The organism is uncultured Cellulomonas sp., assembly GCF_947494015.1.
Lineage (GTDB): Bacteria > Actinomycetota > Actinomycetes > Actinomycetales > Cellulomonadaceae > Pengzhenrongella.
On the sequence record NZ_CANLTL010000002.1, the window covers coordinates 258,410 to 276,580 of the forward strand.

An 18,171-nucleotide genomic window follows, 5' to 3' on the forward strand; every position below is an offset into this window, starting at 1 on the left:
CGGCCCGCGCCCCCGCACAGCTGCGCGCCGGCCGCCGGCGGCGCGGGCGTCAGTGCGCGAAGTGCCGGGTGCCGGTCAGGTACAGCGTCGCCCCGGCGGCCTGCGCGGCCGCGACGACCTCGTCGTCCCGGACGGAGCCGCCGGGCTGCACGACGGCCCGGACGCCCGCGTCCAGCAGGACCTGCAGCCCGTCCGGGAACGGGAAGAACGCGTCCGACGCGGCGACCGAGCCCCGTGCACGGCCGCCCTCGCCCGCACCGGCCCGCTCGACCGCGAGCCGGCAGGAGTCCACCCGGTTGACCTGCCCCATGCCCACGCCGACCGAGGCGCCGTCGGCCGCCAGCAGGATGGCGTTCGACTTCACCGCGCGCACCGAGCGCCAGGCGAAGGCGAGGTCCGCGAGGGTCGCCGCGTCGGCGGGCTCGCCGGCGGCCAGCGTCCACGTCGTCGGGTCGTCGCCCGGGGCGTCCACCGCGTCGACGTGCTGCATCAGCAGTCCCCCGCTCACCGGTCGCAGCTCCACCCGGGCCGACGGCGGCGTGGGGACCTGGAGCAGGCGGATGTTCTTCTTCGCGGTGAGGATCTCCAGTGCCGCCGGCTCGAACCCGGGCGCCACGACGACCTCGGTGAACACGGGCGCGACCTGCTGGGCCATGGCCGCCGTCACGACCTGGTTGGCCGCGATCACGCCACCGAAGGCGGACAGGGGGTCGCACGCGTGCGCACGGGCATGGGCCTGGGCGATGTCGGCACCGACCGCGATGCCGCACGGGTTGGCGTGCTTGATGATCGCGACGGCCGGACCGTCGTGGTCGTGCGCGGCACGCCAGGCGGCGTCGGCGTCGACGTAGTTGTTGTAGCTCATCTCCTTGCCGTGCAGCTGCTCGGCCTGAGCGAGCCCGTCCGCGCCGTGGCCGGAGGTGTACAGGGCTGCGGGCTGGTGCGGGTTCTCGCCGTACCGCAGGACGGCGCGGCGGTCCCACGTCGCGCCGACCCAGGCCGGGAACGGCGCGGCGGGCGGCTGCCCGTGGTCGCTGCCCTCCGGGGCGAGCACGTTGCCCATCCAGCTCGCGACCGCCACGTCGTAGGTCGCGGTGTGCACGAAGGCCGCCGCGCCCAGCGACCGGCGCTCGGCCAGGGTGAAGCCGCCGGCCCCGGCGGCCGCCACGACGTCGTCGTAGCGGGTGGGGTCGACGACGACGGCGACGCTCGGGTGGTTCTTGGCCGCGGCCCGCACCATCGACGGCCCGCCGATGTCGATCTGCTCGACGCACTCGTCCGGGCCGGCGCCGGAGGCGACCGTCGCGGTGAACGGGTACAGGTTCACGACCACCAGGTCGAACGCCTCGATGCCGAGCTCGGCGAGCTGGGCGACGTGCTCGGGGCGGCGGGTGTCCGCCAGGATCCCGGCGTGCACGCGCGGGTGCAGCGTCTTGACCCGCCCGTCGAGGCACTCGGGGAAGCCGGTGAGCTGCTCGACCGGGGTCACCGGCACGCCGGCTGCCGCGATGGTGGCGGCGGTGGACCCGGTGGAGACCAGCTCGACGCCGGCCTCGTGCAGCGCGGTCGCCAGCTCGGCGAGCCCGGTCTTGTCGTACACGCTGACCAGCGCGCGGCGCAGCGGTCGGCGGGTCTCCGCGGCGGTCGGGTCGGCGACGGGGGCGAGGGGGGCCTGCGCGTGGGTCATGAGCTCCTCCGGGGTCGGTACTCACGTCGCCGGGAGCGGCGATGTGTCGTGGACCCAGGCACCCAGGCGGACGGTGCACCGGCGGGTTTGCTCGGCCGCTCCCCGGTGGTTGCGCCCACCTCAGGTACGCCAGTCACGGCCGGGGCCAGGGTACCGAACGCATCAGCGGACGGTCACCCCGCCGGGACGGTCGGCTCCGCCAGGACGGTCGGCTCAGCGGACGGTCACCCGGCGACCGTCGACCGTCAGCGTCCCCCGGGCGATGCGGCCGACCCACTCGACCAGCAGCGCACGCTCGGCGACCTTGATCCGCTCGTGCAGCGACGACTCGTCGTCGTCGGGCTCCACCGCGACCGGGACCTGGGCGATGATCGGGCCGGTGTCGACGCCGGCGTCGACCACGTGCAGGGTCGCACCGGTGACCCGCACGCCGTAGGCGAGCGCGTCCCGGACGCCGTGCGCGCCGGGGAAGGCGGGCAGCAGCGCGGGGTGGGTGTTGACCACCCGGCCGGCGAAGCGGCCCAGGAAGCCGGCGCCCAGGATCCGCATGAACCCCGCGCTGACCACGAGGTCGGCGCCGAAGACGGCGACGGTCTCGGCCAGCGCGCGGTCCCAGGTCGCGCGGTCCGGGAAGTCGGCGGGCGCGACCACGGCGGTCGGCACGCCGGCGGTCCGGGCCAGCTCGAGCCCTCCGGCCGTGGCCGTGTCGCTGACCACCCCGACCACGCGGGCCCCGTACGCGGGGTCACCGTGCGCGTCCAGCAGCGCGGCGAGGTTGCTTCCGGTCCCCGAGATCAGCACCACCAGGCGGTGCGCCTGCGTCGCCGGGACGGGTCGGCCGTGAGGCGTCGTCGGCCCCGGACGCGACGACGCCGCACCCGTCGCGCCGGATGCCGGGGGGTGCTCGCTCGTCACGCGGACGACCCTACTGGCGGTGGGGGACAATGGACCGTCGTGCCCTCCCGGGCCGCAGGTGAGGAGGACACGCAGCCGTGGGCAACCCGTACGCACCGCCCGGCGAGAACCCGACCGACCAGGGCGCGCCGCCCGTCCGCGACCTGCCGCCGGGTGGCGGTCAGCCGGACGGCGGGCAGCCGGGTCAGGGGCAGACGGACCCGGCTGCGTGGCCCACCGGTGGCGCGGGACGTCCCCAGCCGCACCACGGGTCGGCGGCACCGGGAGACGCACGTCCGTCGGCCGGCGGCCCACCGGGCGGGCCTCGGGGGTCGGGCAGACCGCCCGGAGGGCCGGTGCCCACGCCCGAGCGACCGCCGCCCACACCGGCGCAGGTCGAGGCCACCCGCGTCGCCTCGCGTCGGGCGCTGCGCTTCTACGCGTTCCTCATCGCCGGGCTGCTCACCCTGCCGCTGCCGGTCCCGTGGCAAGGCGCGTCGCTGGTCTTCGTGCTGGGCGCCATCGGGGTCGGGGTGCACGGGTGGGTCGAGGCGTGGCGCGGCGGTGTGCGCGGCGCGACGCTCGCCGCGCTCGGCGTGATGACCGGGGTCGCCGGACTCGTCGCGCTGATGATCGTGTCGCTGCTGGCGCTGTGGCCCGAGCGACTCGTGCACCAGGAGTGCCTGACCGAGGCCGTCACCATCTCCGCCACGCGCGCGTGCGACGCCGAGTTCGAGCGTGCGGTCGAGCAGCGGCTGCAGGAGATGGCCGGCACACCCCGGACGTAGGTGGCGCCACGGCCGCCGGGTCACGGACGGGCCGAGACCGCACCGGTCGAGGCGTCCGTGCCGTGGGGCGCCGTGCCGTGGGCCGCCGCACCGTCGGCGCCGGAGAGCGGGCGCCGGGCGGCGTCGGCGGGCTCCGCGTCGGCAGGCACCGCGTCGTCGTCGGCGGGCACCGCGTCGTCGTCGTCGGACACCGCGTCGGCAGGCACCGCGTCGGCAGGCACCGCGTCGGCAGGCACCGCGTCGTCGGGCGTCCCTCCCCCGCTCGGCGCGTCGTCCACCAGGAGTGGTGCGGTCGGGATTGCGGGGACCGCGCCCGTCGCCACCCGGTCACCCGCGCGCACCTGGCGCCACCGCCGTGACGCCTGGCTGCGCACCTCGGGGTTGAACGGCAGCGCGACCACCGCGGAGCCGAGCAGGGTTCCCAGCGCCACGGCGGCGCCGACCAGCACGCCGGACCCGCCGACCTCGGTCAGCCGTCCTGGACCTGCGGACCCGGCGGCGAGCCCGACCAGCAGACCGGTGCCCAGGCCGGCCACCACGGCCGTGGTCAGGCAGCCCACCAGGGGATGCCACCACTCCCCGCGTCGCAGCCGGGTGTGCAGCCACCAGCCGACCCCCGCGCCGATGAGCACCGTCAGCAACGGCCACCAGGCGCTCCAGGTGCTCCAGGCGCCGGTAGCCCCCGGCTGAGGGAGGGCACCGAGGATGGGCAGCGCCGGCAGCGGTCCCGACACCACCTCCGAGGCCGTCAGGTGGGTACCCGCCCCCACCACGAACCCGGGCCCCACCACGTAGGCCAGCGACCACGCCACCAGCACGGGCACCAGCGCGAGCTGGCTGAGGGTGAGCACCGTGCCGCCGACGACGTCGAGCCCCAGGCTCGAGGTGACGGCCATGATGTTGAGACGTCCGCCCACCAGCCAGGCCGCGACGATCACGGACGCCACGACCACGAGCGACGCCGCGGCCATCAGGCCGGCGGCGGCGCCGGCCCGTGCCGGGGAGGGCACGCGTCGCCACAGCGGCCGGCTGAGGTCTCGCAGGCGAGGCGCGCCCGGCTGGGCGAGCAGGCCGGCGCCCAGGCCCAGGCCGGCCACGCAGACACTGCCGGCGACGGCGCGGACCACGCCGCTGTGGCCCGACACGAGCGCGATCACGAGTGCGAGCAGCACGTACCCGGCGACGCCCACGGCGTACCCGGCACCGGTCGCCCGACCGGACCGGCGCGCCGAGGCGTAGCAGGTGAACACCGCCATCGCCGTCAGGCCGAGCGGGATCAGGGACACCCGGACGCCGTCGACGTCCAACGGGGCACCGTGGCCGAGCAGCCAGATGCCGGCCCCCATGCCGACGGCGCGCTGCCAGCCGACGTCCTGGTTGGACGGGTCGGCCGACGTCGCGACGTACGCGGCGACGGTCGGCAGCACCACCACGGCGAGGGAGAGCAGCGCGCCCTGCATCGCGGCGGCGAGGCCACCGACCCACCGCGGGGCGCCGTCGACGGAGCCGGTGAGGGTGCGGCGCGAGCCGTCGTCCGCGGTGAGCAGGCGGTGCCCCCACCGGGAGAGCGTCGTCGTGCCCGCGGGTCCCCAGCTGCTGCCACTCACCGGTCCATGGTCACCGACGGGAGCGTCCGGCCGGGGCCGCCGCGCCGGGGGCGCGTCAGCTCCCGGTGTGACGTGGCCCGGCGCCGTGGGCGTGCCCCGGCAGCGAGGGTGGGCGCGCCGACGGCGCCGGCCCCTCGGGGACCGGCGCCGTCGGCGTGGTGCGATGCCCGGGTGGCCCGGGGCTCAGCGGCGGGTCAGGCGGACAGGATCGACCGCATGAGCTCGGCGGTCTCGCTCGGCGTCTTGCCGACCCTGACGCCGGCGGCCTCGAGGGCCTCCTTCTTGGCCTGTGCGGTGCCGGACGACCCCGACACGATCGCGCCGGCGTGGCCCATGGTCTTGCCCTCCGGTGCGGTGAACCCCGCGACGTAGCCGACGACGGGCTTGGTCACGTTGGCCTGGATGAACGCCGCCGCGCGCTCCTCCGCGTCGCCGCCGATCTCGCCGATCATGACGATGGCGGCGGTCTCCGGGTCGGCCTCGAACGCCTCGAGGGCGTCGATGTGGGTGGTGCCGATGATCGGGTCCCCGCCGATGCCGATCGCGGTGGAGAACCCGAAGTCCCGCAGCTCGTACATCATCTGGTAGGTCAGCGTGCCCGACTTCGACACCAGGCCGATCTTGCCGGGCCCGGAGATGTCCGCCGGGATGATGCCGACATTCGACTTCCCGGGGCTGATCAGGCCCGGGCAGTTCGGCCCGATCAGCCGCACGCCCTTGGACTGGGCGTAGGAGAAGAACTCCGCCGTGTCCGCGACCGGGACGCCCTCGGTGATGATGACCACCAGCGGCACGCCGGCGTCGACGGCCTCGAGGACGGCGCCCTTGGTGTGGGCCGGCGGGACGAAGATGACGGAGACGTCGGCGCCGGTCTCGGCGACGGCCTCCTTGACGGAGCCGAAGACGGGGACCGACACGGTGCCGCCGTCGGTGCTGAAATCCACCGACGTGCCGGCCTTGCGGGGGTTCACACCGCCGACGACCGTGGTGCCGGACGCCAGCATGCGCGTCGTGTGCTTCTGGCCCTCGGAGCCGGTCATGCCCTGGACGATGACCTTGGAGCTCTCGGTCAGGAAGATTGCCATGGGACCTTCAGTCTCTTTTCTTCGGAAGCCGGGTGTCAGGCGTTGGCCAGCTCGGCGGCCTTGGCCGCGGCGCCGTCCATGGTGTCGACCAGGGTGACCAGGGGGTGCGCGGCGCTCTCGAGGATCGCCCGGCCCTCGACCACGTTGTTGCCGTCGAGCCGCACGACGAGCGGCTTCGTGGCGTGGTCGCCGAGGATCTGCAGCGCCTGCACGATGCCGTTCGCGACGGCGTCACAGGCGGTGATCCCGCCGAAGACGTTGACGAAGACGGACTTGACCTGCGGGTCGGACAGGATGATGTCCAGGCCGTTGGCCATCACCTCGGCCGAGGCGCCACCGCCGATGTCGAGGAAGTTCGCGGGCTTGACGCCGCCGCGCTCCTCGCCGGCGTAGGCGACGACGTCCAGGGTGCTCATGACGAGCCCGGCCCCGTTGCCGATGATGCCGACCTCGCCGTCGAGCTTGACGTAGTTCAGACCCTTCTCCTTGGCGCGGGCCTCGAGCGGGTCCGCCGCCTGGGCGTCCTCGAGCTCGGAGTGGTCCGTGTGCCGGAACTCGGCGTTCTCGTCGAGGGTGACCTTGCCGTCGAGGGCGACGATCGCGCCGTCCTCGGTGCGGACCAGCGGGTTGACCTCCACGAGGGTCGCGTCCTCGTTCGCGTAGACGTCCCACAGCTTGACGAAGACGTCGGCCACCGCGTCGAGGATCTCCTCGGGGAAGCCGGCGGTCTGCGCGATCTCGCGCGCCTTGGCGTCGTCGATGCCGACCTGCGGGTCGACGGCCACCCGGGCCAGCGCCTCGGGACGCTCGACCGCGAGCTGCTCGATCTCCACGCCGCCCTCGACCGACGCCATCGCGAGGTAGCGCCGCTCGGCCCGGTCCAGCAGGAGCGAGAAGTAGAACTCCTCGGCGATCTTCGCGCCCGCCGCGATCATGACGCGGTGGACGGTGTGGCCCTTGATGTCCATGCCGAGGATCTGCCCGGCCTTCTCGGCCGCCTCGTCGGGGCTGTGGGCCAGCTTGACGCCGCCCGCCTTGCCGCGACCACCCGTCTTGACCTGGGCCTTGACCACCACGGTGCCGCCACCGAGCTGCTCCGCGGCTGCGCGGGCCTCCTCGGGCGTCGTGGCGACGATGCCGCCGAGCACGGGTACCCCGTGCTTCTCGAACATGTCTCGTGCCTGGTACTCGAACAGGTCCACCTTGGATGGGTCCTTCCGTCGCCGCTGACGTGTGCCGTCCGGTGACCACGCCGCCCGAGCGATGGTAGCCGCGGGCGTCGGGCCATCTCACCTCGAGGGCATGTCTCGCCCGCCACAGGGGCCGGCCCGTGGTCACCGCTGGTGCGCGGCCGGGGCGGCCTGCCGGCCGTCAGAGCTTGGTGACCGGCGAGTACCGCAGCAGCAGCCGCTTGGTGCCCTCGGCGCCGAAGTCGATCTTCGCGACGGCGTTGGGGCCGGCCCCCTCGACGACGACCACGGTGCCCAGCCCGTAGGCGTCGTGGGTGACCCGGTCCCCGACCTGCAGGCTCGGCACGTCCCCGGCGGGACGGGGGGTCGCCGAGCCGAACTTCGGGCCGTCCGGCGACGGCGGGACGGAGCGCTTGGCCGGCCCCGTGCGGGGCGCACCGGAGCCGTTGCCGTAGGAGCCGGGCGCGTAGCCGCCGGCGCCGTACCCGGAGCCGTAGCCGGCGCCCGAGCGCAGCGCCGCCATGCTGGACTCCCGACGGCGCCAGTCGAGCAGGTCGTCCGGCAGGTCGTCGAGGAAGCGGCTGGCCGGGAACTCGTTCGGCACGCCCCATGAGGTGCGGACGGCCGCGCGTGAGATGTACAGCCGCTGCCGGGCGCGGGTCAGGCCCACGTACGCCAGGCGCCGTTCCTCGGCGAGCTGGTCGGTGTCCGCGAGCGACCTCATGTGGGGGAAGGTCCCGTCCTCGAGCCCGGTGAGGAAGACGACCGGGAACTCCAGGCCCTTGGCGGTGTGCAACGTCATCAGGGTCACCACGCCCTGGTCGACCTTGGGGGCGCCGTCGGCGTCGTCCGCGCTCGGGATCTGGTCGGAGTCGGCGACCAGCGAGATGCGCTCGAGGAAGTCGGCGAGGTCGGCCTCCGGGTCGCTCTGCTCGAACTCGGTCGCGACGGCGTGCAGCTCGGCCAGGTTCTCCACCCGGGACGCGTCCTGCGGGTCCTCGCTGGCGCGCAGCTCGGCCAGGTAGCCGCTGCGGTCCAGGACGGCGCCCAGCACCTCAGCGGGGCCGGCCCCCGAGGCGGCGAGCGCGCGCAGGTCGGTCATCATCGTCGCGAACGACCGCAGCCCGTTGGCGGAGCGGCTCGCCAGGCCGGGCACCTCGTCGACGCGGTCCAGCGCGGCGCCGAACGAGATGCGCTCCCGATCGGCGAACGCGGCGACCATCGACTCCGACCGGTCCCCGAGCCCGCGCTTGGGGACGTTGAGGATGCGGCGCAGGTTCACGTCGTCGTCGGGGTTGTCCACGGCGCGCAGGTAGGCGACGGCGTCCTTGATCTCGCGGCGCTCGTAGAAGCGCGTCCCGCCGACGACCTTGTAGGGCAGGCCGACGCGGATCAGCACCTCCTCCAGCGCGCGGGACTGCGCGTTGGTCCGGTAGAACACCGCCACGTCACCCGGCCGGACGCCGTCGGAGTCGGCCAGCCGGTCGATCTCCTCGGCGACGAACCGTGCCTCCTCGTGCTCGTTGTCCGCGACGTAGCCGACGATCTGCGCACCGGCGCCCGAGTCGGTCCACAGCCGCTTGGGTCGCCGGCCGGGGTTGCGGGAGATCACCGCGTTGGCGGCGGAGAGGATGGTCTGGGTGGACCGGTAGTTCTGCTCCAGCAGGATGGTGCGCGCGCTGGGGTAGTCGGCCTCGAACTCCAGGATGTTGCGGATCGTCGCACCGCGGAAGGCGTAGATGGACTGGTCGGCGTCGCCGACGACGGTGAGCTCGCCGGGCACGACGTCGCCGTCGCCGTCCGCTTCGGGGTTGTCGTCGGTCTCGTCGGTGTCCATCGCGGGGTCGTGTCCGGCGAGCTCCCGCACGAGCGTGTACTGGGCGTGGTTGGTGTCCTGGTACTCGTCGACGAGGACGTGCCGGAACCGGCGTCGGTAGTGCTGGGCGACCGCGGGGAACGCCTGCAGCAGGTTCACCGTCGTCATGATGAGGTCGTCGAAGTCGAGTGCGTGGGCCTGGCGGAGCCGGGCCTGGTAGCGCGTGTAGGCCTGGGCGAGCACGGCGTCGAAGTCGTTGGCGGAGCCGGAGGCGGCGCCGCTCTCGCTGGCGAACGTCTCGGGGTCGACGAGCTCGTCCTTGAGGGCGGAGATCCGCGCGCCGAGCGCCTTGGGCGGGTAGCGCTTCGGATCGAGGTCCAGCTCGCGCGCGACCATCGTCATCAGCCGCTGGGAGTCCGCGGCGTCGTAGATGGAGAAGGTGGATCGCAGGCCGAGCGTCGCCGCCTCCTTGCGCAGGATGCGCACGCAGGCGGAGTGGAACGTGGAGACCCACATCATCCGCGCCGACGGGCCGACCAGCGCCTCGACGCGCTCCCGCATCTCCCCCGCGGCCTTGTTGGTGAACGTGATGGCGAGGATCTCGCCTGGGCGGGCCCGCCCGGTGGCCAGCAGGTGCGCGATGCGGTGGGTCAGCACGCGCGTCTTGCCGGAGCCGGCGCCCGCGACGATGAGCAGCGGGCTGCCCGCGTGCAGCACCGCCTCGCGCTGCTGCGGGTTGAGGCCGGTGAGCAAGCTCTCCGGGTCACGCACCGAGGGGCCGGCCCGGTGGCCGCGGGCAGAGGGGGCACCGTCGCCGGCTGCGGGCCGGGTGCCGGCGGCACTCGCGGACGACGCGGCGGTCATGGCGGCGTCGCTCGCGCCCGGATCGGCGCTCGGGAAGCCGGGCAGCGGGAGGTTCTGGAACAGGGAGGTCATGGCGGTACCAGGGTAGGCACGCCCACCCACACCGGACGACGAGCGCCGCGTCACAGGGCCTCGCCGCGTCGCGGTGATCGCCACGCACGGGGCGGGGGCGCCCTGCTGACCGGTCGCCGCGGGCGCCGCCGGACCTGGCTGCCGGGACGTGTGGCTGGACCTGGCTGCCCGGACGTGTGGCCGGACTTGGCTGCCGGGACGCGCGGCCGGACCTGGCTGCCGGGACGCGCGGCCGGACCTGGCTGCCGGGACGCGCGGCCGGACTTGGTTGCCGGGACGTGCGGCCGGACGACGAGGACGGCAGCGCACCGCGCGACGCGCGACCGGTCCCGATGACCGCAGTGCATTGCCTGTCGCAGGAGAGCATCGGATGACCCACATGCGGCGCGGAGTGGCGCGAGGGGGCGGCCGCCGACGCCCGGACCGAGGCTCGCGCCCCCAACCGGGGACGACTGGGCCACGGGCGGCTTGAAGCCCGGTCCGGTGAACGCATCGGCACGCTCGGTGCGCGGGCGTCTACAGGGGTCAGGTCGTCCGGCTCGCATGTCAGAGGCGACCGATAGCGTTCGAACAAGCGTTCGACGGAGGGGAGGTGGGCGGCGATGCTCCCGATGAGCACGGCGACGGTGGGCCCCCAGGACCGCGGTGCTTCCCCGCTGACCGAGGTCGAAGCCATCGGTTCGCGCGTGACGACGCTGTTCGCAGTGGCGGGCGACGCGGATGGGTGGTCCACCGGCGACCGCCGCGCGGTGCTGGCTGCGCTCGACCGGACGCTCGATGCGCTGGCGACGGTCCGCGCGGTGGTGCTGCTGGCCGAGCGCGAGTCGGGGGCGTGGCAGGGCGGAGGTGACCGGTCGTTCCCCGCCTGGCGGGCCCGGACCAGCCGCGCCGGGGACCGGGTCGCGGCAGCCCAGGTCCGGCAGGCCGAGCACCTGGCCGCAGTCCCCTCGGTCGCCGCGGCGGTCAGCGAGGGGCGGATCGGTCTCGAGCACGCGGTGACGATCGGCCGGGTGGCGGTGACCGGCACGCCCGCCCAGCAGGCAGCCGTCGCCAGTCCGGACGGCCAGGCGCGGCTCGTGCGCATCGCGGAGCGGGAGGACGCCGCGACCTTCGCGACCACCGTCGCCACCATGGCTGCGGGTGTCGATCCCGACGGCCTCGAGCGCGACCACCAGGCCCAGCGTCGCGCACGGTTCCTGCACCTGTCGCACACCGCCTGCGGCACCCTCATCAAGGGCCAGGTCGACGCGATGGCTGGGCACCGTCTGCAGCTCGCGATCGAGGCGCTGAGCCCGCGTCCTGCTGCGGACGACGACCGTGACCCCGGTCAGCGTCGCGCCGACGCACTGGACACGATGGTCGGGCGGGTGCTGTCGGACCGGGACACCAAGCCCGGCGCGCACGTCCCGCCGCACGTCTCGGTGCTCCTCACCGAGGCCACCTGGTACGCCGCCCGCGCCGAGCGCGATCGCCGACGGCGACCCGGTGCATGCACCGGCACCGGCACCGGCACCGGCACCGGCACCGGCGGAGCGTGCGGCACTCCCTCGGACGCCGCATGCTCCACGGGCGACCCCGGCGCACCGCAGCCGGCGAGCGCCACAGGTCCAGCTCATGAGCCGGCCACGCTGGAGGACGGCACGCCGGTGCCGCCGAGCGAGCTCGCCATCGCCCTGTGCGACTGCGAGCTGACTCGCATCGTGGTGGACGCGGACGGCGCACCCCTCGACCTCGGCCGCACCCAGCGGCTGTTCAGCGGAGCGCAGCGCCGAGCCGTCATCGCCCGCGACCGCGAGTGCGGCTGGCCGTCGTGCCACTCGCCGGCCCGGTGGTGCGACATCCACCACATGCGGTGGTGGGACCGGGACGACGGGCCCACCTCCGTGGACCTCGGGGTCCTGCTGTGCGTCTACCACCACCACGAGGTGCACCGGCGCGACCTGGCGATCACACGGGTGCCGCAGCGAGCGGGTGAATCGCCGGTGGTCGCGACGGCGACGAGCCGATCGCGGGTCCGTTACGAGTTCTGTGACCCCACCGGCCGTCGGTACGGGGCGGCACCGGCTCCGGCGCCTCTGTCGGCGCCCGCGGCACCGCCGGCAGCGGTCTCCCCGTCGCCGCCGACGGCATCGGGGAGAGCAGTCCTGGAGGTGAGGCGAGCGCGAGAGCCGGTGCCGGTGCCGGTGCCGGTGCCGGTGCGAGTGCCGGTGCTGCCGCCGTCAGCACCAGCAGTGCCGCCGCTGTTCGGAGCGGACCGCGCCGGACCGACAACGGCGTCGCCAGCGCGGCACGGCCGCCGGGCAGATCACTCGGGATCGGCGGCCCATCCACACGCAGGTCCACGGCACGGACCAGCTCCGTGAGTGGTCGCGGCCCCTCGCCTCGACACGCCCTGACCGTCAGGGCTGCACGTCGGCGATCGCACATCGGCGATCGCACATCGGCGGTCGCACGTCGGTGGTGGCACGTCGGTGGTCGCGGCCCCTCGTCTCGACACGCCCCTGGATGTCACCGCTGCAGGTGAGGTCCTTGCACGTCGGCGGTCGCACGTCGGCGGTGACGCGTCTCTGCCAGGTCGCATCTCAGCGAGGCAGGCGAGCGAGGACACCGGTGGGCGACGACGAGACGGACGTCGTCGTCGCGGACGGGTCGGCGGGCGGTCTGCGAGGGCGGGCGACGCGGCGCAGCCGGACGGCGACCCGGGGAACGCGGACGGGGCCTAGGTGAGCAGCACCGTCAGGAGCCAGGCACCCGACGCCACCAGGGCACCGGCGAGCTCGACGAGGATCGTGATGCCGGTGGCCTGGAGCGCGACCACGGTGGCTCGCCACGCACGGTGGCGGTCACCCAGCCGTCCGAGCTCGGCCAGGTACACCGCGAGGACGAACCCGAGGAACAGTCCGACGACCGGTACGACGAAGAACCCGACGATGCCGACCAGACCACCGATGACGAGGGTGCGATTGGGCACTCCCCCTCGTTTGAGGTGCCGGCCCGCGAGCAGGTACTTGGCGACCAGGGCAGCTGCCGTGGCTGCCATCGCCAGCACGGCGACCGCCCAGCTCAGGACGGTGCCCTCGATCGCTGCCCACACGACGACGGCCCCCAGCACGAGGAGCGAGCCCGGGATGACCTGGACGACGACACCGACGAGGCCGATGAGGATCACGACGGCGACGAGGACCTCGCCGAACACGGTCACCGAGCGCCCCCTTCGGTCCCGGTGCGCGACGGCATCGGCGACCCCGGCGACATCAGTGCCACAGGACCGCGATCGCGACGTTGACGACGGTGAGTCCGGCGATCGCGCCGACGTAGCCGCTGGTGACCCGCTCGCGCCGGCCGCCCAGCACCACCAGGACGGTGACGACCACGGCGACCAGGAGCTTGACGCCGATCTTGACGTTGTCCGGCTCGTCGGCTGCGAGCCCCGCGGAGGCCAGACCCACCATCGCCAGGCCCGTCACGAGCGCCGTCAGGATGCCGTGCAGCATCCCGGTGGGAATGCGGGGAGTGCGCATGGTCGTGACGGCGCCGCCGAGCACGATGGCCCAGCCGACGAGGTGCAGCACGAGCAGGATGTCGTAGAGCGTCTCCATGGACGCCAGCGTAGGGGGGCGGGCCCGGGCGCCCCGTCAGAGCAGCCGGCGGGCGGCGGCCCACCGGGTCAGCTCGTGCCGGGACGACAGCTGGAGCTTGCGCAGCACCGCGGACACGTGCGTCTCCACGGTCTTGATCGAGATGAACAGCTCGGAGGCCACCTCCCGGTAGCTGTACCCGCGCGCGATGAGCCGCATCACCTCCCGCTCGCGTGCCGAGAGGCGGTCGAGCTCGTCGTCGGCGATCGCGACGTCGCCCGCGGCGGTGCCGAACGCGTCCAGGACGAAGCCCGCCAGTCGGGGCGAGAACACGGCGTCGCCGTCGGCGACCCGCAGGACGGCGTCGCTCAGGTCCGGCCCGGAGATCGCCTTGGTGACGTAGCCGCGCGCGCCGGCGCGGATGACCGAGACGACGTCCTCCGCGGCGTCGGACACGGACAGCGCGAGGAACCTGGTGGTCGCCAGCAGGTCCGCGCACGCCGTGATGACCTCGGCGCCGCCGCCACCGTCACCGCCCGGCAGGTGCACGTCGAGCAGCACGACGGGTGGTCGCAGAGCTCGGACCCGCGCGACGGCCGAGCTGACGTCGTCCGCCTCGCCGACGACGTTCACGCGGTCGTCGAGCGACGCGCGCACCCCCGTGCGGAACATGAGGTGGTCGTCGACGAGCACGACGTCGACCGCGCTGCGTGCGGCCGCCCTTGCCGGGGCCGTCCCGTCCTGGCTCATGCTGGATCCTCCCGGTGCCCGTTCGCCTGCCCGTTCGCCTGCCCGTTCGCCCGGCCGTTCACATGGCCGTTGGCCTGGCCGTTCGGATGGCCGTTGGCCGGCCCGTTCACGTGGCCGTTGGCGTGCCCGTTCGCCGGCCAGGCACCGCGGATCGGCACCCGCAGGTGGACCTCGGTACCGCGCTCGGGGCGCGACGTGACCGTCGCTGTCCCCCCACGACGCCGCACCCGCCCCATGATGGACTCCCGCACGCCGAACCGGTCGGACGGCACCGTGGCCAGGTCGAAGCCGTCACCGCGGTCACGGACGAACACCTCGACGGCGTCGTAGGCGACCTCGAGGTACAGGGAGACCGGTGGGCGCCCGTGCACGACGGCGTTGACCAGCGCCTCCCGCGTCGCCTGGAGCAGGGCCTCGGTGTCGGGGTCCGGCACGCGGTCGCCCACCACGACGGCGTCGATCGCGACCGCACGGCCGTCCTCGACCTCGGCGACCACCGCGCGCAGCGCGGCCGCGACCGACGTGCCCGGCTCCGAACGGTCGTCGTACAGCCACTCGCGCAGCTCGCGCTCCTGGGCGCGCGCCATCCGGGCGACCTCGGCGGGCTCGTCGGCGCGCGCGCGGATGAGCGCGAGCGTCTGCAGCACCGAGTCGTGCAGGTGGGCGGCGATGTCCGCGCGCTCCGCCTCGCGAGCGCGGGCGGCCCGCTCGTCGCCGAGCTCACGCACGAGCCGCAGCCCCCAGGGTGCGAGGACCACGCACGCGCCCGCGAGCACCGCGAGCGCTGCGACCCCCGAGCGGATCAGGGCGACCGCCGGCTCGTCCTGGCCGACGAGCAGCAGGACCCCGATGCCGACGAGGACCATGCCGCCGGCCACCCGCACCAGGCTGACCGGAGTCCTGCCACCCGCCCGGGACAGCCACCGCTCACGCTGCACCGCGTCGAGCTGGCTCCAGACCAGCGCCGTGCCGGCCAGCACGATGAGGGTCGGCAGGACCCACGAGATCTCCACGTCGAGGCCGTTGCGGGTGGCGACGAGCAGCCCCGCCCCGGTCAGGAGCAGCAGGCCGACGGCGATGTCGGTCACCGGGACCGTGCGGTCGGGCGAGCGCAGCCGGGGTGCCAGCCGACTCAGCGCCGCAGGCCTGCCGTCCTCCGCGGCCTGCGCGGGGTCACCGGTGGGGACGGTGACCCACAGGAACACGTACAGGGCCAGACCGGCGCCGGCCGCCAGCGTCGACACGGCGAGCGCGAACCTGACCACGCCCACCGGCAGCCCGAGGTGCGCCGACACCCCGGCCGCGACGCCGCCCAGCCAGCGACCGTGCGGAGGACGGCGCAGCGGCAGCTGGCCGGCACGTCCCCACGGACCGGTCCGGCGCTCACCCGCGAGCGGGTCGACGGCGTTCTGCACCCCCCGATCGTCACACGTCCCCGGCCCCTCATCCGCACGTCGGGGGCCCTTTCAGGGTCGGTTCAGGGTGGTACCCGATGCCCGGCCGCCGGCGGTGGCGACAGGATCGACACATGGAATCGACGACACCTCCGGCGGGCGGCACGACGCCTCCGGCCCCCGCCCCCGGACCCCAGGACCTCGGCAACGGCGGCTTCTTCAACTCCGTGCGGCGCGCCGGCGTCGTGCGCACCCAGGACCGCTGGATCGGCGGTGTCTGCGGCGGGATCGCTCGCCGCCTGGGTCTCGACCCGCTGCTGGTCCGCGGGCTCGTCGCGGTGACGGTGCTGCTCGGTGGCGCCGGGCTCGTGCTCTACGGCGTCGCGTGGGCACTGCTGCCCGAGGAGGCCGACGGCCGGATCCACCTCGAGGAGACGATCCGCGGCCGGTTCGACGCGGCGCTGCTGGGTGCGATCGCGGTCGTGGTGGTGGGGCTGAACCGGGGCGACGGCTGGTTCGGCTGGTGGAACGACCGGGGGCTCGGCTGGATCAACGGGCTGCTGTGGGCGGCGGCTCTCGCCGCTGTCATCGCCCTGGTCATCGCGGCCGCCAACCAGCGCGGTCAGGCTCCGGCGTCCGGGGCGGCGCCGGCGGGCGCGGTGCCCGGTGGGACCGGGTGGTCGGGGTCGACGGCGGCCCGCTCGCAGTCCACGGCAGCCCGGTCGGGCACCCCGACCGGCAAGGTGCCGCACCCCGGGTACGGGGCCGTGCCGCTCACCCACCCCGCCCCCGGTCCGTACGCGTCGGGCACCGCGTCACCGGCCGACACGTACGCCTCGGGCGTGCCCGGCGGACCGGCGGCGGACCCGTCCGCCACCGCGGACACGTCGGACTGGTCGCGCACGCCGGGCACGCCGGGCACGCCGGGCCAGTCCGGCACCGCCGGCACGCCGGACTGGTCCGGCACCGCGGGCACGTCCGGCGCGTCGGGCACGCTGCTACCCCCTCCGCCGCCGTCGTGGACCGCGGGACCGGCGCCGTCCGCATCGTCCGGCGTTCCCGGCGGCCCGTACGGCCCGACACCGCCGCGCGCGGCCTACCCCGTCCCGCCGACCCCGCCGCGTCCGGCCCGGCGGCGGGTGCAGGGGCCCGGAGTCGGCGCCGTCGGCACGGTGGTCGGCCTGACCCTGCTGACCCTGGCCGTGCTGCTCATCCTCCAGCGCGAGGGCGAGCTCGGTGACCTGCCGGTCGGGCTGACGGCCGTGGGGATCGGCGTGGTGCTGACCGGTCTGGCGATCATGATCGCCGGGCTGCGGGGACGCTCGAGCGGCACGCTCGGCTTCCTGGGGATCGTCGGCATCGTCGCCGCCGTGCCGGTCGCGCTCGTGCCGGGGACGGTGGACCGGTTCGGCGTGGTCGGCGGCCCCGACGGGTTGCGCGTGTCGTCCGGGGAGACGTGGACGCCGCGGAGCGCGGCGGAGGCGGAGCGGGGCATCTCGATCGGCTTCGGTGACCTCCGGGTCGACCTCACCGAGGTCCCGCTCGACGACGAGCCCGTCGAGGTCCCGATCCGGATGAGCGCCGGGAACCTCCTCGTCGTGGTGCCCGACGACGCCGCGGTCACGGGCGACGTCGCGCTCACGGTGGGCGAGTTCCGGTGGGACGTCGACCCCGAGAGCGACCGGGGGGTGTCGTCCGGGTTCTCCGGCCTCACCGACGGCGCGCACCAGCCCTACACGAGCGAGGAAGCCGTGGACGCCGACGTCCAGCTCGCCGTCCGCATCACAGCCGGCGCGGGCGATGTCCGCGTCGTGGAGGAGAACCGATGAGCACCGAGAACAACGAGACCGCGCCCATCGCGACGGGCCGTGGGGACGGCGACCAGCCGACCGTGCCGATCCGTCGCCCGGCATCCGCCCGGTCGGAGGAGGCCACCCGGGCCCTGGACACGGGGGCCACCGCACCCGGCAGCGACGAGCCGTCCGACGGCGCGAGCCCCACCGACCGGCCCCGACCGCCGGAGTCCGGCGGCGCACCCACCACGACCCCGGTCCTGACCGTGGCCGACGCGAGCGCCGGCGTCGACCAGCCGGCGGACACCGCTCCCCACGAGGCGGTGTCCTCGTCCGGAGCGACGGCCCTGCCGGCCGACGACCGCGGGCAGCGACCGTCCCTGCGGGTGGGGACGGTGGTGTGGGGGCTGGTCATCGCGATCATCGGTGCCGGGATCGTCGCCATCGCCGCCGGCGCGCAGTTCGACCTGGAGCTGGCCTTCATCGCCCTGCTCGCCCTGGCGGGCGTCGGCCTGGTGGCCGGGTCCGTGGCCGCAGGTGTGCGCCGACGGCACTGAGCAGCCGGTCGCACCGCGCCGGGAGCCGGTGAGCGCCACGCTCACCGGCTCCCGCGCGTCCGCCTCCGCCGTGGAGGGGCCGCAGCCCGCACCTGG

The 18,171-nt window shown here is 74.9% G+C and carries 14 protein-coding genes and 1 riboswitch; of the genes, 4 read left to right on the forward strand and 10 right to left on the reverse strand.

The features are described from left to right. Nucleotides 1-49 precede the first annotated feature (49 nt). Nucleotides 50-1,687 carry a bifunctional phosphoribosylaminoimidazolecarboxamide formyltransferase/IMP cyclohydrolase gene (gene purH, locus Q0840_RS02995; RefSeq protein ID WP_298456120.1) on the reverse strand — a complete coding sequence of 546 codons (1,638 nt, stop codon included), beginning with the start codon at nt 1,685-1,687 and terminating at the stop codon, nt 50-52. A gap of 53 nt (nt 1,688-1,740) precedes the next feature. Continuing rightward, nucleotides 1,741-1,834, reverse strand: a riboswitch (ZMP/ZTP riboswitch). 66 nt (nt 1,835-1,900) lie between these two features. Next, on the reverse strand, nt 1,901-2,494 hold the full coding sequence (gene purN, locus Q0840_RS03000) for a phosphoribosylglycinamide formyltransferase (RefSeq protein WP_298456574.1): 594 nt from the start codon (nt 2,492-2,494) through the stop codon (nt 1,901-1,903). A gap of 443 nt (nt 2,495-2,937) precedes the next feature. On the opposite strand from purN, the gene Q0840_RS03005 reads away from it, so the two are divergent. Next, nucleotides 2,938-3,369, forward strand: coding sequence for a hypothetical protein (locus tag Q0840_RS03005; protein WP_298456123.1), 432 nt, complete (start codon nt 2,938-2,940; stop codon nt 3,367-3,369). Nucleotides 3,370-3,389: 20 nt separating this feature from the next. Here Q0840_RS03005 and Q0840_RS03010 read toward each other — a convergent pair whose 3' ends face one another. From Q0840_RS03010 to pcrA, 4 genes are all read right to left on the reverse strand, one after another. Next, nucleotides 3,390-4,976 (reverse strand): DUF6350 family protein, encoded by a 1,587-nt coding sequence (locus Q0840_RS03010; RefSeq protein ID WP_298456126.1) that lies wholly within the window; start codon nt 4,974-4,976, stop codon nt 3,390-3,392. A 194-nt stretch (nt 4,977-5,170) separates the two neighbouring features. Continuing rightward, nucleotides 5,171-6,061, reverse strand: a complete 891-nt coding sequence (sucD, locus tag Q0840_RS03015; RefSeq protein WP_298456129.1) for a succinate--CoA ligase subunit alpha — start codon at nt 6,059-6,061, stop codon at nt 5,171-5,173. Between the two features lie 35 nt (nt 6,062-6,096). Then, a complete protein-coding gene (gene sucC, locus Q0840_RS03020) occupies nt 6,097-7,263 on the reverse strand; it encodes an ADP-forming succinate--CoA ligase subunit beta (RefSeq protein ID WP_298456132.1) in 1,167 nt (388 codons plus the stop codon). Between the two features lie 169 nt (nt 7,264-7,432). Then, nucleotides 7,433-10,003 carry a DNA helicase PcrA gene (gene pcrA / locus Q0840_RS03025; protein ID WP_298456135.1) on the reverse strand — a complete coding sequence of 857 codons (2,571 nt, stop codon included), beginning with the start codon at nt 10,001-10,003 and terminating at the stop codon, nt 7,433-7,435. A 611-nt stretch (nt 10,004-10,614) separates the two neighbouring features. Between pcrA and Q0840_RS03030 the strand changes: the two genes are divergently transcribed. Next, complete coding sequence (locus Q0840_RS03030) at nt 10,615-12,366, forward strand: DUF222 domain-containing protein (RefSeq protein ID WP_298456138.1); 1,752 nt, start codon at nt 10,615-10,617, stop codon at nt 12,364-12,366. A 356-nt stretch (nt 12,367-12,722) separates the two neighbouring features. Here the strand turns inward: Q0840_RS03030 and Q0840_RS03035 are convergent, their stop codons facing one another. The 4 genes from Q0840_RS03035 to Q0840_RS03050 are packed head-to-tail and all read right to left on the reverse strand — an operon-like array spanning nt 12,723 to nt 15,680. Next, nucleotides 12,723-13,205 carry a DUF456 domain-containing protein gene (locus Q0840_RS03035; RefSeq protein WP_298456141.1) on the reverse strand — a complete coding sequence of 161 codons (483 nt, stop codon included), beginning with the start codon at nt 13,203-13,205 and terminating at the stop codon, nt 12,723-12,725. 52 nt (nt 13,206-13,257) lie between these two features. Further along, nucleotides 13,258-13,602, reverse strand: a complete 345-nt coding sequence (locus Q0840_RS03040) for a hypothetical protein (RefSeq protein ID WP_298456144.1) — start codon at nt 13,600-13,602, stop codon at nt 13,258-13,260. 36 nt (nt 13,603-13,638) lie between these two features. Beyond that, nucleotides 13,639-14,331, reverse strand: a complete 693-nt coding sequence (locus Q0840_RS03045; RefSeq protein ID WP_298456147.1) for a response regulator transcription factor — start codon at nt 14,329-14,331, stop codon at nt 13,639-13,641. Next, on the reverse strand, nt 14,328-15,680 hold the full coding sequence (locus tag Q0840_RS03050) for a PspC domain-containing protein (RefSeq protein ID WP_298456576.1): 1,353 nt from the start codon (nt 15,678-15,680) through the stop codon (nt 14,328-14,330). The genes Q0840_RS03045 and Q0840_RS03050 overlap by 4 nt, the downstream gene beginning before the upstream one ends. 179 nt (nt 15,681-15,859) lie before the next feature. On the opposite strand from Q0840_RS03050, the gene Q0840_RS03055 reads away from it, so the two are divergent. Then, nucleotides 15,860-17,554, forward strand: a complete 1,695-nt coding sequence (locus Q0840_RS03055; protein ID WP_298456150.1) for a PspC domain-containing protein — start codon at nt 15,860-15,862, stop codon at nt 17,552-17,554. After that, nucleotides 17,551-18,075: a hypothetical protein gene (locus tag Q0840_RS03060; protein WP_298456153.1), complete on the forward strand. Its 525-nt coding sequence runs from the start codon at nt 17,551-17,553 to the stop codon at nt 18,073-18,075. Before Q0840_RS03055 ends, Q0840_RS03060 begins: the two co-directional genes overlap by 4 nt. Nucleotides 18,076-18,171: the final 96 nt, after the last annotated feature.